We start from the raw sequence: 12673 nt of genomic DNA, 5'->3' as shown, positions 1-12673 counted from the left end.
AGGAGGCGTGGCCAGGAGTGCGGCGTTCTCGGCCCGCAGCCGCTTGATCTCCGCGGCCTCCTCGGACGTGACGCCAGGCCGCTGCCCGGCGTCGACTTCGGCCTTGCGGACCCATGTCCGCACCGTCTCAGCCGCACCGATCCCCAGCTTGGTTGCGACTGCTTTCATCGCGGCCCACTCGGTGGGGTAGCTCGGGCGGATCTCCGCGACCATGCGCACTGCGCGCTCACGAAGCTCGGGCGGGTAGGGGGACGGACGTGCCATCGATCCTCTCAGGGAATCGAGCCTCCAACAGACCCGGAGCGGTTCAGTGCCAGCGAGCCCGCCATGGGCGGGTGAGCCTCACGGACGATTACTCAACGCAGCCATGGCAATGAGCCTTAACCATCGCTCCGGGAAGCGACGCAGTTGGCACGTGCTGCCAGCCACGACCGATGTATGCACATCAACAAAAGTTACAGAGAGTGACTGTCAGTGATTGGCGATAGTGTTCTTTGCACGGGGCGAAGGGCGGCAGTCCTGCTGCTCTCGCTGTGTGATCGCAAGACATCTGCCACACTGGGTAGTGGTAGATGGGCCATGTCTGAGCCTTGCGCAGGGAGTTGCCAGCACATGAGAAGGGGCGGTGATGAAAGTGGGTGAGACGCTCGAACAGCGCTTCGCCGCGACTTTTCAGTCCCTAATTTCCGAAGCGAAGGCACCTCTTGCGCAACTGATCGAGCTTCTCGGATCGAAGGCTGATTTGGACGACCTCGTAACAGGTTCGCGGTTGCCTTCCCTGTACGAGGCAACCGCTCTTGGTGCGTTCTTCAAAGTGCCGCCCAGCACGTTGCTGCAAGCAAAGTCTCCTTCCATGGGAGTTAGCTTCAGATTGGGTCAACTAGAGGGAATTCGCGATGTCAGCAGCGATGTTGCACATGCCGCGAAGCTCCTTTCCGTCGATCGTCTGACACGTGATTGGGGCCACGAAGAACCTGTTATACCTCTACCTAAGTTCGCTCCGTCGAAATCTTGGAGCTATCGAGAAGCTGGTGAAAAAACCGCATCTCGCCTGCGGGCTTTCCTCGATATAGACGACCTGGAGCCGGTCGAGGACCTTACGGCCCTCGTTGAGAGCTTGGGTTATCCCGTGGAGTATCGTCCTCTCCCGACAGACGTGCATGGCATCTCAGTTCCTGAGGATTGGGATGGTTTCTCGGCATGGGTTGTCCTCATCAACTGCGAGGATAATTGGGCGCGGCAGCGATTCACTCTCGCTCACGAGCTGAGCCACATTCTGCAAAGGGACTCGGGGCACATCGTCATTGACCGTGCCGTTCTAGATGACGATAGGCGCGCTGAGCGCATTGCTGATTCCTTCGCGCGAAACTTCCTGCTCCCTGAAGAAGCGGTGCAGTGCGCTTACAGCAGAAGTGGAAAAGTCTCCCAATTTGAGCAGATGGCTTCACTCGTAACCAATCTTATGCTTACATACGGCGTCAGTCGCGATGCCTCGATGTATGCATTGCAGGAGACCATTAAGGACATTTCAATCAGTCCTGCTTTTGTGGCCTGCAGGGAAGCTAGAGTCTCCGATCTAATGCGCATCTCTGGTAACGAGAAAAACTGGTTCGAGGTCAAAGGTAACCAGGGAAATCCTTTCCCGTCTGACCGTCTTACACAGCAAGCCCTGAATGCTTATGCTGCGGGGTTGATCCCCCTGAGGGCAGTAGCCGATGTGATTGCTGATGGGGACCAGGCAGCGGCGATGGATCAGCTGCGATCAGCCGGATGGGACTTGGTCGGCACCTAAGGCTGGACGTCGCAGCGAGGGCACCTGTCGCCATCTCGGTGACAGGTGAAGAACTCGGCGTTGCTCGGTCGCACCTCTGCGGGAACAGTCGCGAAGCTTGACGTCATGTAGTTGAAGTCCGCAAGCAGTTCTCCGGGTGTCAAGAGCGGGTCTTGACACCCGAGTTCCGCAAGTAGCTGGCCCGTGTGCTTCCAAGCAACGTTATTTTGCTCCGCCACGCGCATCGCGCCGTTGTCGTTCGTGAGAAGGACGGTGCTTGCGCCGTGGCCGACCGTGAGCATGGCACTCACGATGCTGTGCGCCTCGCCAGTATGTTTCTGAGAAGAACGCACCGCGTCGTCGGTTCGGCCGAAGATGGAGTTCTGTCGCTCCTCGAATGCGTCCAGCTGGCCGAGCACGCGGTCGATCATCCGGACGGTCTCCTCGGTGAGGAGGAGGGGGTGCTCCGGGATGTCTCCGGCGTCCAGCATCGCGGCGATCGAGTCGGCGCTCTCGCACCGCTCACGGTTCTCATGGGTTCGCCGGGCACCACGAATATTCGCCATGGCCCGAATCTCCCGGGCCACGGCGTAGGTGACGACCAGCGTGGAACCGTAGAGCCCTCGCACCTTGTTGAGCGTGTCTGGCTGCCGGCCAAGAGACAGCAGGGTGCCGGTGTCGCACCAGGCCAGGGTCACGGGAGCGTAGCGCTTCGGACGGTTTTCTATCGCCTCGCGGCGCGACGGCTGAACCTTCGACCGCGGCTGGAGGTTCGGTCGACGATGGGCCATCGCCTTGGGGGAGGGGCGCTCCAGATCGTCCAACTCCCCCTCCTCGCTGTCCCGTTGCGTCCCGCACATGCACGGGAGTATCCGGACAAGCGTAGCCTCGCCAGGCAGCCTTCGCACCCGTCTCCGTGGAGGTGCCCAACACGGAGTGCCTCACTTTATGGTACTCACTCCAATGTATCGGCTTCCTCCACGTTTTCGCTGTCGGCTTCTGGGCACCAGCGCTTAACTGGGCACCAGGCGCAGTGCTTTCCCGGAGTGGCTTCCCAAGTGGTGTCTCTGTGCCAATCCTTGGCCCGTTGGCGAACCTCCTTCTTGGCCATGCGGAGAACACCTGAATCGTTCAGGTCCCACGTGAAGACTTTGCCATCATCTGCTGAGATCACCTCTAGTTCGAGGCGGGCCGAGGTGCTCTGGTAAGGCCCTCTATATCCACTGGCGAAAAGGTTAAGAAGCCAAGCAGATGCGAAAAATCGATCAAATGCTTCGGCGTCGTCCTCGGGAATATCTCGGTTAGTCGTCTTACTTTCCCGAATTACCAGAGAGCCGTCAGCGTCGACGAACACCATGTCAGGTGTGCTGGCGATCACTACATCGGCTGAAGCGTCATACCCGTATAGCGGTGCCTCGATCGAGATGATTTGACTCCCCGTTTCGACGGGACAGTTCTGTACATGTTGCGCGAGGAAGGGCTGAATTTCCCCGTACTCCTCCTCTGACATGCTGCCAGTGAAAGTGTTGGAGTCGCGGAACTCTCCAGCTTCTTCGGGGGTGCACTTTTTTGCTCTAGAGTGCGCGCTCGCGATCCATTCATGAACAAGTCGTCCGCGATTTGATGCGGGGCCGGAAGTGGGCTCCCGTGGCAAGAATTGCGAATGTGTAAGGAACCATTGGGTGGGGCAAGTTTCGTAGACCTCAATATCCCTAGCACTTACGGATCGAGTCGCTGCTCCGGGGGTCGCTTGCCCCAAAAAGCCGTCCCACTTATCTAGCGCTCCGCAGCAGCCAGCAATTTTGCAGTCCTTGCAGAAGGTGCCGGGGTGTGTGGTGTTAGCGCTGATGATCTTCAGTAGGTGAGGCAGTGCGAGTTCTGTGAAGCGGGACCGAACTACCTCAGGAGTGGCTTCGAAAAGAACTTGGTGTGAGGCGTCACTCAGCCCAATCTCTACGACTCGGATGCGCGACACTGCCCCTTGGGGAGGGAGGAGCCCAGCTACGTGCGCAGCTACGAGAGTCCAACGGTCCGGGCTCCGTGGCTTCTCCCTGATACTACCTAGGCGGAGCTTCCGAACTTCTCTTACGCCGTTTGGGGATTCGTACAGGGGGGCCCAAGCGGTGAGTGTTCCGTTGGGCTCGGGAAAGACTTTTGGGTCGAAACAACGAAACTCCAGGTTGGGAGTTTCGGACGCCAAGACATCGTGCGCTTCGAGGTAATTCGCGATGGCGTGTTCGACGTACGGGCGCGTCGCGGGATGCAAGGCCACAGCCGCCAGCTTTTCATGGATGGCGGTTTGTGTTCCCTCCCAAGTATCGACTCGTGGATCGCCGTGCAAGGCGCACGCGATCTCGCGAACTACCCGCCCAAGGAAAGGACGGCTGTAGTCTCCTCGACGTTGCCACTCTGGGCTGACAACGTCCGGACGTACTTTCAGGGCCCCGCCCATCCCGCAGGTAGTGGAGCGCTCCTGTATGTCGGTAGCGCTTACCTTTAGGACGTATGTGCGCCCAACCAAGTTTGGCCCCACAGCTTGAGTACCCACGACTGACTGGCCCCCGATCAAGCGACGATGCGTCAGTTTACGACTTTGGGGAGGGCGTGAGGCAGGGAATGCGTGGGGCGCTGATCAGAGGCACCGTGAGCCCGGCCGCCCGGAGCCAGACGGCCTATGTCACGGCGAAGTGCAGCTCGCGGTGCTGATCTGGTCGCCGCATGTCGCTCTCAACCAAACCGCTGGCGCTACCCCTCGCCTCGTCGACGACGTCGATGCTTCGACCCGGCTGCGGCCTGGGACATGGTGCTGGTTCCTATCACCTCGCAGGCATCGGTACCTGGGGCTTCGCCATGCACGACTTCACCTTGTTTGGCTTGGCCTCAGAGCTCGTCGCCCCTCGGGCCCAGGCAGCCAAGGCCTTGACCATCTTCAGCACCATCTTCTGCTGGGACACCGAGAGGAACACCCAGATTTGACGAACTACCGGTAGCCGCTCTTACAGGGGTGAAACTGAAGCATGAAGCCGCTGATCTGGCGATGGCAATGCCCGCCGGACACTGCGAATTCAACCTGAGTAAACCAACGCAATATTCTCTCCTCGGTGGTAAGCATCGGCTGCCGAAGAAGCTCCATCCCAGCCCATCAGTGCTGCCGAGCGCCACGTGGAATGCGGAAATCTCGACGAAGTCTTATCTCGATGGAGCGCCTAGGCTCCTATGTAGTGCAAAAAACCAGCACCCAGACGCGCACGCTGTGCGGTGAGCGAGGGCCGTCGGTGGATCCTGCCGACGTGCATGACCGGACTGCGTCGACACATCTGACGCATCGCAGGCGGAGTGCGTGAGCCGAAGCGGCAGTTGGGGATGAATAGGAGCGCTGATATGCGGAGTGGTGTGCTTGTCACCACGCACGGGCTGACGCTTGACGGCGTGGTCGGACAGGTCAGGGCGGCGGTGAAGGCGGGCGTGAGCACGGCGTGGCTGCCCCAGGTCTTCGGGGGCGACGCGCTGACCACGCTTGCCGTCACCGGTCGTGAGGTGCCGGGCATCAAGCTGGGCACCGCCGTCGTGCCGACCTACCCTCGGCACCCGCTGGCGCTGGCAGGGCAGGCACTCACAGTGCAGGGCGCGACGGGCGGGCGGCTGACGCTAGGCATCGGTCCGAGCCACCGTGCGACCATCGAGGGGATCTACGGATACTCCTACGCCCAGCCGGTGCGGCACGTGCGCGAGTACGTCACGGCCCTGGCGCCGCTGCTCCGCGGTGAGCCCGTCGAGTACCGCGGCGAGACACTGACGGCCGTCGGTGCGCTCGACGTGCCCGTTGCGACGCCGCCGTCGCTGATGGTAGCTGCGCTCGGTCCGGCGATGTTGCGGCTGGCGGGCGAGCTGGCGGACGGCACCGTCACGCAATTCACTGGGCCGCGCACCATCGCCGACCATGTGGTGCCGACGATCACCCGTGCTGCTGGCGAGGCCGGACGTCCGGCGCCGCGCGTCGTGGTCGGCCTGGCGGTCTGCGTGTCCGACGACCCGTCAGCGCGGCGCGAGTTGCTGGGCACCATCTACGCGGCCGTGGGCACCGGTGGCGAGCCGAGTTACCGGGCGATGCTCGACCGCGAGGGTGTCGCCACGGCGGTCGACGTCGCGATCGCCGGCGACGAGGCGACCGTGGAACGCGAGCTGCGGCGGTACGCCGACGCGGGCGCCACCGAGTTCATGGCGACGCTCTTCGGAACCGACGAGGAGAACGCGCGGACGCTGGAGCTCATCGCGTCGTTCGGCTGAGCGCGAACCCACGACGTCGCCGAGGACCACAATGTCCGGCAGCCGAATGCCAGCGGCCGCGACGTCCTCGGCGACACACGCTGGCCTGCTGAAGACGCGCCGCTCGTCCGGGGATGGGGGTTGCCCCCGACTGGGCGGCCCTCGCCGTCAGGGAGCAATTGCCAGTCCTGAAGGGGGTGCCGGTCATTGCTTCGCGGCGCCGGGCCGCACGGAACGGTGCGGCGTGCGGCAGGCAGGGGCAATCAAAACCGCGACCGCGCCGTGCCGCGGGGGAGTATGACGGCCCCGAAGGAGACCTGTTCCCAGCTCCGGTGCGGGTTCGGTGTTGTTGCAGCACCTGAACGAGTGGCAGAGACGTCTGCCTCTGGCGACGGAGGTCCGGCTGCTCGAGCACGGCGACCTGCGTACGTACGCAGTTGCCGCGGTCAGCGAGACCACCGGGCGCCGGGGTGTGGCAGAACTCGAGGCGGGCGCCGGGCCGTTGCTCTGCGGTCGTGTTCGGGCACCGGTGTCCGTATCGACGGTGGGCTGGCTGCTCGGGCAGGAAGGCTTCAGTCCGCAGGCGAACGTCAAGACCGTCGAGGGCAGCCAGCATCCCGACGGAGATGCCCAGTTCCGTTACATCAACGAGCAGGTCAAGCAGCACCGCCATGCCGACGGTGAGCCGGCGATCAGCGTGGATGCGAAGAAGCGAGAGCAGATCGGGCGGCCGCCTGTGGCCGGGCGGGTGGAGGTCATCCGCAACACCGGTTCGGGCAACGTAGGTGTCGACCACGACTCCGGTGCCGGCAGAACGACAGCAGCGGCGTCCCGCCTGACGGGGTGATCGGGATGCAACTGTCGCAGCATCCCGTTGGTGAAACGTTGGGCGGGCAGCTGGTGAGCGACGGCCGGCCGCTTGTTTGCGTCTGCCTGCCACACAAGTCGCCCCGGTGCCAGGCAAGTTGACGATCTTTCCTCGTGGCCAGCGACGGTCGCCGAAGTCGACTGCGCACCCACGAAGAAGCCCCTGCCTGCGTGGTGCTGCTGTGATGGCTTCGTCCCAGACTCAGAACTGGAGGATCACGCATGACGGCCAGCGCGCATGCCCACCAGGCACGCACTTTCGGTGCCCTCAACAGCAGACTTCACCGCACCGGATTGCGTGTGTTCCTGATCATCGTTCTCGTCCACTGGGCGGAGCACGTCGCCCAGGCGGTCCAGATCTACATCTGGGGCTGGTCGGCACCGCAAGCCCGCGGTGTGCTGGGCATTCCCTTTCCGTGGCTGGTCACTTCGGAGTGGATGCACTATGGCTACGCACTGATCATGCTGGCTGGCTTCGTGCTGCTACGGCCTGGATTTACCGGCACCGCCCGCACATGGTGGAACATCACGCTCGGAGTGCAGTTCTGGCATCACATCGAGCATCTGTTGCTGCTGATCCAGGCACTCACAGGCGCGTATCTGGCGGGGCGGGCGGTCCCGACGAGCATCATCCAACTGGTGGCACCCCGAGTGGAGCTTCACCTGTTCTATAACGCGGTGGTGACGATGCCGATGCTGGTTGCCATGATCCTGCACAGTAGGCCGGCGAAGGAGGCAGCCTCTGCTCCGCGCTGCACCTGCGCTGCGGAACCGGCATAGCGAGCCGTGGCCGCCACTGCAACCCGCCGAAGGCCTTCGCGGGTCACCTCCCTCGCGATCCTGGCGGCCGGCTGCCTGCTGCTGTACGTTTCGCTACCGAATCTTGGCAAGGCCCTCTTCGCCGCTACGGCCGACGGCAAACCAGGAACCTTCACCGCGGTCCGACTCGAATGCGTCAGCCACCCCGGGCATGAGAGCTGCGGCTGGTCGGGAACGTTCCGGTCGCGCGACGGCGCCGTCTGGCACACGAGGGTAACCCTCTCCAGCAGCGGACGCGGATCGCTCTACAACGGCCAGCAGGTCAAGGCCGTAGACATGGGAACTCCCGGCCGGGTTTTCCGCCCAGGGGGGTCCCAGGAATGGATTCTCACTGTTGTGCTGCTACTTGCGGGCTACGGCCTGCTGGCCCTGTTCGCCAAGCGGCACCTCATGCCTCCGTCCCGGCCTCGCCGTCACACCTCGAACCGCGTCGACCTCCTGCACCGCCCGGCCGGTTCCACTGGCTCGGGCCCCTCTGCCCGACAGGATCACGCGGAGATCTGAACTGCTTGCCGCCGTTAACCTGCGGCTGTCCGCTCCGACGACGGCGTCCGCTTTGACCGGCCGCGAGTCGATTCCCCCGGCGGTCGGCTCCGCGGCCCGGCCCCTTCGGCGTCGGTCAGTTCCGACGGATACCGGCCCGCCGTCTGTCGGGCCGGTCGGCCAGCGCTGCCGTACACGTGCGCAAGGCAATCACACAACAGAACGGCCGAGTTGGACCCCCGGACACCAGCACAGAAGACGGAGACAACAGGGCTGCCTGACACTCCATGGATTCGACACCCACGAGCTACGCAGCAGACCCTGCCCTCATGCCGCCGCCACGGCAAGATCACCCAACCGGGAACCCTCGCTCGACAGACACCGCTCAAGTCCGGCACGACAACAGCTACTCAAGTACGGCCTACGGGAGGCGGACCTTGCGGAGGAATGGGGCGAGGAGCCAGGGGCGCCGCCCCCAGACACGCAGTGAGCCGGTCATCGCTGCTTTGGCGCGGGGGATGCGGTGGAAGAGCATGAGGCTCAGGGCGGCGGGCTTGAAGTAGACGCGCACGTCGTTGTCGCGGCTCGGCTCTTCGATCCAGACTGCACCGGTATCCAGAACCATCGTGACGGGAGTTGTGTAGTCAGAGCGGAATTCCACTGCAATGCGACCCTGGTGCACCGGTCTGTCGTCGTCCAGGATGTGGCCGGCGCCGTTGCGGGCGATCTCGATGAGAAAGAGCTCAAAGAACTGCGCCGCGTACTCATGCGGAATACGCCAAGGCAGGTCGACGGCGCGGGCGATGTCGCGACCGTGCAGGAGCAGCTCGTTGGTCAGGTGGGCCACCAAGCCGGCGAGGGGGACTTTCGAACCGCCGAGCCAGCTTATGGTCCTGGTGGGGTCCGCGGTGGCGGTCAGACGCAGGATCTCGTCGATCGAGGAACGGAGCCTGCCCACGACCTCGCCGGGATCGCGTTCCGGGTAAGCGCGGAAGAGCGCCGAGTTCAGGCCGGCGTGGATGTTGTCGACCGTGGTCGCGGCGATCTGCTTTCGCATTCCCGGCATCGGGAATGGCGTGTCATCAGACACCACTGCGGAGGTGTTGAGCCAGGAGATGGCGGCGACGTGGGCCGCGGTATCCATCACGGTCCAGTCGGCCGTCGCCATGGCCTGCGGATCCGCGTACTCGACCAAGGCGCTGAAGCGGTCGGCGACGTCCTCGACCGCGGCGCGCGCCGCGCGCCACTTTTCGGGCGTGATCCTCGTCGCCCCGATGGCCCGGTGTGTCTGATACCGCGTTCCCATCACCCTCCCGCCCTCCCGTCGCGTGAAGCCCGCCAGTTCGTGAGGTCCAGTGTGGCGCGGCGGCAGGCGGCGCAGTTCTTCGAATGTGCCGCCGACGTCGTGCGCTACGGCCGTGCCGCGAAACCGGCGGACGGGCCGACGAGCGTGCTGGGCAGGGCACGCTCGGAGTAGTCGCTCACCTCCTCGCACGCCGACGATTTCCTACGTCAGCGATCGTGATGGGCCGCGCTTGTCCGTGCGGCTTACGTTGCCCATCGCGTGGGCGGGAGGGACAGACATGGCGAGATCGGCTGGATTTCTCGCGGAACTACCTGGCACGGCGCTTCGCGTTGTCCGGGTCGGTGGCACCGTGTTCGGCTATGCCGTGGTCTTCGGGCCCGCTGCACTCGGCGCGCGCCTGCGGCGGCGCCAGTGGGCGCGAGCGGGCGAGCGTCTCTCGTCGTTGTTGACCTCGCTCGGGCCGTCGTACATCAAGATCGGCCAGTTGCTCAGCACGCGACGAGATCTTCTGCCGGAGCACGTGTGCGCGGAATTGGGTCGGCTGGCGGACGCGACGCCTCCGCCTCGGTGGGCCCGCCTGCAGGGCGTTCTGCGCCGTGCGTACCAGGGTCGGGAATGGCCGTTCGCCGAATTCAGCTCGACGCCGGTGGCCACCGGGAGCATCGCGACGGTCCACCGCGCCGTCACCCTCGACGGCCGGCAGGTGGCGGTGAAGGTGCGCAGGCCGGGTATCAGCCGCGTGATGTGGCGGGACTTCCGGCTGACCGCGCTGGCCATGGGCGCCATGCAACAGCTGCCAGAGTTGCGGTCAATGCCCTTCAAGGTCATGCACGCGCAGGTGGGCGGTGCGATCCTGCGCCAGTTGGACTTCACGGCGGAGCGCGTGGCACTCGGCGACCTGCGCGCGAACCTGAGCGAGTTCGAGTGGATTCGGATCCCGGCACCGCTGCCTGAGCTGTGTTCCGAGGACGTGCTGGTGATGGAGTACGTGGAAGGGCTGGCCCGTACGGCGCCGGAGTCGCTCTCCGCGGACGCACGCAAGGTCGCCGCGCGCCGGGTCATGTCGGTGGTCTACGAGATGCTTTTCGTGGACGGACTGGTGCACTGCGACCTGATCCCAGGAAACCTCTACATCAACAACGACGGCTCCCTGGTCATCGTCGACGCTGGTTTTGTGATCAAGCTGTCGGGCCCGGTACGCGCCTCGTTCGCGGACTTCTTCATCAACATGGCCATGGGCAACGGCCCGCTCTGCGCCGAGATCATCATCGAGAGCGCGGCGAGTATCGCCGAGGGCTGCGATCTCGACGGATTCCGTGCGGGCCTCACCGAACTCGTCACAGAGTCGTCCGGGGCCCGGTCCGGTGAATTCAATCTGGCGAAGTTCGCCGGACGGCTCTTCGATCTCCAGCGGCGTTTCGGACTGTATCCGGTGCCCGAGTTCGCGTTCCCGCTGCTCTCGCTTCTGGTGGTCGAGGGAATCGTGCAGGGCCTCGATCCGGAACTCGACTTCCAGGCGGAGGCGATGCCCGTGCTCCGCCGAAGGAACATGCCACGCACTTCGGTTGGCTCATAAGAAGGAAGGTGTGCAGATGGATGGGAATTCGGGAGTCCGCGTTCCGCTGATCGACGAGGCGGACGCGACCGGACGTCTGGCAGAGCTCTACGAGCGTGCCAAGGAAGTCACCTCGCTGGACTTCGTGCCCGACATGTTCCGGCTGGTCTCGTCCAAGCCGGAACTGCTCGAGACCATGCTCGCCGGCTACGACGGCGTCTTCAACCACGGCAAGCTGCCCCGGCAGACCAGGGAATTGATCTCCGCCTGGACGTCGAAAGTGAACCAGTGCCCGTACTGTGTCGGCACGCACAACTTCTTCCTGCAGGTCTTCGGTGGTAGCGAGGAACTGGCCCATGCGATCGAGGCCGCGGACTCGCCCGACGACCTTCCGGTGGACGAGCGCACCCGGGTGCTGCTGCACCTGCTGACCAAGCTCAGCCACAGCGCTTACCGGATCACCGACAAGGACTGGCAGGTGGCGTTGGACGCCGGCTGGACCACCGACGAACTGCTCGAGGCGTTCTTCTGCGCGGCGCTGTTCAACTTCATCACCCGCCTGGTGGACGGTCTCGGGCTCGGCACCACGGTGACCAGAAGCCGCATATCCCAGCAGGAACTGCCGCACGACTCCGAATCGGCCGCGGCCGCCGCGGCCGACTGAGGCGGGGCCGACCATGAATCCGTCCCGCGCGGTTCTGATCACCGGCGTCTCCTCGCTGAGCGGGCTCTCGTCGGGTACCGGCAGGGCCCTCGCGCTCCGGCTGCACCGTGCAGGATGGCCGGTCTACGCAAGCGGCCGGAGCCTGGAGGGTCTCAAGGACCTGGCGCAGGAGGGCATCACCACCCTGCGGGTCGACGTGACCGACGAGGAGTCGATGATCGCGGCCGTCGACCGGATCACCGCCGAGCACGGCGCGGTCGGCGTGCTGATCAACAACGCCGCGTACAGCCTCAACGGCACGATCGAGCAGACCCCGATGGAGGAGGTCCGCCGCCAGTTCGAGACGAACGTTTTCGGGCTCTCCCGGATGACGCAACTGGTTCTGCCGGGCATGCGGGAGCAGGGATCGGGCCGCATCGTCATCATGTCCTCGATCTTCGGGCTTTTCGCGACCCCAGGGCGCGGCTACTACGAGGCCACCAAGCACGCCCTCGAGGCGATCGGCGACTCGCTCCGGTTGGAGGTGCGCCGCTTCGGCATCAAGGTCGTGGTCATCGAGCCCTCGCCCATCCTTGGCGCGTTCGTCCCGACCACCGTGGGTGACCTCGGGCTCGCTCCCGGTTCCACGGACAATGATCCGTACGGCGATTTCTGGGAGCGCTTCGTCGTCTGGCACGGCGCCTACCGGGAGGTCGAGCATCCGAAGGGCCGCGGCCGCCTGTCGCTGCGCTCAGGCGACGTCGCCGCCCTCGTCGAGAAGGCGATCACTGTGCGCCGTCCGCGGATCCGCTACCGCCTCGGCATACCGGTGCGGCTGCTGCGGCCACAGCGCGTGATCTTCGGGGAGCGGGCCTGGGAGAAGTTCGTCCGCACGTTCTTTCCGACGCCCTAGCCGACACGCGTCGGAATAACCGAATTCCCGTCGCGGCCCTTGTGGGCAAA

10 protein-coding genes and 2 pseudogenes are annotated in these 12673 nt (G+C 64.4%); 8 read left to right on the top strand and 4 right to left on the bottom strand.

The annotated features are described in order from the left end of the window. Window positions 1-15: 15 nt before the first annotated feature. Window positions 16-264 (bottom strand): annotated as a pseudogene (locus OG828_RS00995) (transposase); the annotation flags it as partial. Between the two features lie 364 nt (window positions 265-628). On the opposite strand from OG828_RS00995, the gene OG828_RS00990 reads away from it, so the two are divergent. Beyond that, window positions 629-1792, top strand: coding sequence for an ImmA/IrrE family metallo-endopeptidase (locus OG828_RS00990; protein ID WP_328499751.1), 1164 nt, complete (start codon window positions 629-631; stop codon window positions 1790-1792). On the opposite strand, the gene OG828_RS00985 is transcribed toward OG828_RS00990, so the two are convergent. Together OG828_RS00985 and OG828_RS00980 are read right to left on the bottom strand one after the other, a co-directional pair. Beyond that, window positions 1789-2595 carry a hypothetical protein gene (locus tag OG828_RS00985; protein ID WP_328499750.1) on the bottom strand — a complete coding sequence of 269 codons (807 nt, stop codon included), beginning with the start codon at window positions 2593-2595 and terminating at the stop codon, window positions 1789-1791. The two genes, OG828_RS00990 and OG828_RS00985, sit on opposite strands and share 4 nt — an antisense overlap. A gap of 131 nt (window positions 2596-2726) precedes the next feature. Then, window positions 2727-4223: a PD-(D/E)XK nuclease family protein gene (locus tag OG828_RS00980; protein WP_328499749.1), complete on the bottom strand. Its 1497-nt coding sequence runs from the start codon at window positions 4221-4223 to the stop codon at window positions 2727-2729. A 266-nt stretch (window positions 4224-4489) separates the two neighbouring features. On the opposite strand from OG828_RS00980, the gene OG828_RS00975 reads away from it, so the two are divergent. The 4 genes and pseudogenes from OG828_RS00975 to OG828_RS00960 all read left to right on the top strand — a co-directional run bounded on the left by OG828_RS00975 (window position 4490) and on the right by OG828_RS00960 (window position 7684). Next, complete coding sequence (locus OG828_RS00975) at window positions 4490-4747, top strand: hypothetical protein (protein WP_328499748.1); 258 nt, start codon at window positions 4490-4492, stop codon at window positions 4745-4747. Window positions 4748-5152: 405 nt separating this feature from the next. Next, complete coding sequence (locus OG828_RS00970; RefSeq protein ID WP_328499747.1) at window positions 5153-6058, top strand: LLM class F420-dependent oxidoreductase; 906 nt, start codon at window positions 5153-5155, stop codon at window positions 6056-6058. A gap of 276 nt (window positions 6059-6334) precedes the next feature. After that, window positions 6335-6845, top strand: a pseudogene (locus OG828_RS00965) (ISAzo13-like element transposase-related protein); the annotation flags it as partial. Window positions 6846-7126: 281 nt separating this feature from the next. Beyond that, on the top strand, window positions 7127-7684 hold the full coding sequence (locus OG828_RS00960; protein WP_328499746.1) for a hypothetical protein: 558 nt from the start codon (window positions 7127-7129) through the stop codon (window positions 7682-7684). Window positions 7685-8627: 943 nt separating this feature from the next. On the opposite strand, the gene OG828_RS00955 is transcribed toward OG828_RS00960, so the two are convergent. After that, window positions 8628-9512 carry a maleylpyruvate isomerase N-terminal domain-containing protein gene (locus tag OG828_RS00955; RefSeq protein ID WP_328499745.1) on the bottom strand — a complete coding sequence of 295 codons (885 nt, stop codon included), beginning with the start codon at window positions 9510-9512 and terminating at the stop codon, window positions 8628-8630. Window positions 9513-9747: 235 nt separating this feature from the next. Here OG828_RS00955 and OG828_RS00950 point away from each other — a divergent pair, with 235 nt between their 5' ends. Genes OG828_RS00950 through OG828_RS00940 form a run of 3 tightly spaced genes read left to right on the top strand, consistent with a single transcriptional unit; the run spans window position 9748 to window position 12623 of the window. Continuing rightward, complete coding sequence (locus tag OG828_RS00950) at window positions 9748-11088, top strand: ABC1 kinase family protein (protein WP_328504774.1); 1341 nt, start codon at window positions 9748-9750, stop codon at window positions 11086-11088. Between the two features lie 16 nt (window positions 11089-11104). Next, complete coding sequence (locus OG828_RS00945; RefSeq protein ID WP_328499744.1) at window positions 11105-11731, top strand: carboxymuconolactone decarboxylase family protein; 627 nt, start codon at window positions 11105-11107, stop codon at window positions 11729-11731. 13 nt (window positions 11732-11744) lie between these two features. Beyond that, complete coding sequence (locus OG828_RS00940; RefSeq protein WP_328499743.1) at window positions 11745-12623, top strand: SDR family NAD(P)-dependent oxidoreductase; 879 nt, start codon at window positions 11745-11747, stop codon at window positions 12621-12623. The last annotated feature ends 50 nt before the right edge of the window (window positions 12624-12673 follow it).

This window comes from Streptomyces sp. NBC_00457, from assembly GCF_036014015.1.
GTDB lineage: Bacteria > Actinomycetota > Actinomycetes > Streptomycetales > Streptomycetaceae > Streptomyces.
Note: the sequence above shows the minus strand (reverse complement) of the source record. Positions and strands in the feature narration are given on the sequence as shown.

Coding starts and splice junctions, on each gene's coding strand:
- OG828_RS00990 (WP_328499751.1), top strand. CDS start 629: ATGAAAGTGGGTGAGACGCTCGAACAGCGCTTCGCCGCGACTTTTCAG.
- OG828_RS00980 (WP_328499749.1), bottom strand. CDS start 4,223: ATGGGCGGGGCCCTGAAAGTACGTCCGGACGTTGTCAGCCCAGAGTGG.
- OG828_RS00975 (WP_328499748.1), top strand. CDS start 4,490: ATGTCGCTCTCAACCAAACCGCTGGCGCTACCCCTCGCCTCGTCGACG.
- OG828_RS00970 (WP_328499747.1), top strand. CDS start 5,153: ATGCGGAGTGGTGTGCTTGTCACCACGCACGGGCTGACGCTTGACGGC.
- OG828_RS00960 (WP_328499746.1), top strand. CDS start 7,127: ATGACGGCCAGCGCGCATGCCCACCAGGCACGCACTTTCGGTGCCCTC.
- OG828_RS00955 (WP_328499745.1), bottom strand. CDS start 9,512: ATGGGAACGCGGTATCAGACACACCGGGCCATCGGGGCGACGAGGATC.
- OG828_RS00945 (WP_328499744.1), top strand. CDS start 11,105: ATGGATGGGAATTCGGGAGTCCGCGTTCCGCTGATCGACGAGGCGGAC.
- OG828_RS00940 (WP_328499743.1), top strand. CDS start 11,745: ATGAATCCGTCCCGCGCGGTTCTGATCACCGGCGTCTCCTCGCTGAGC.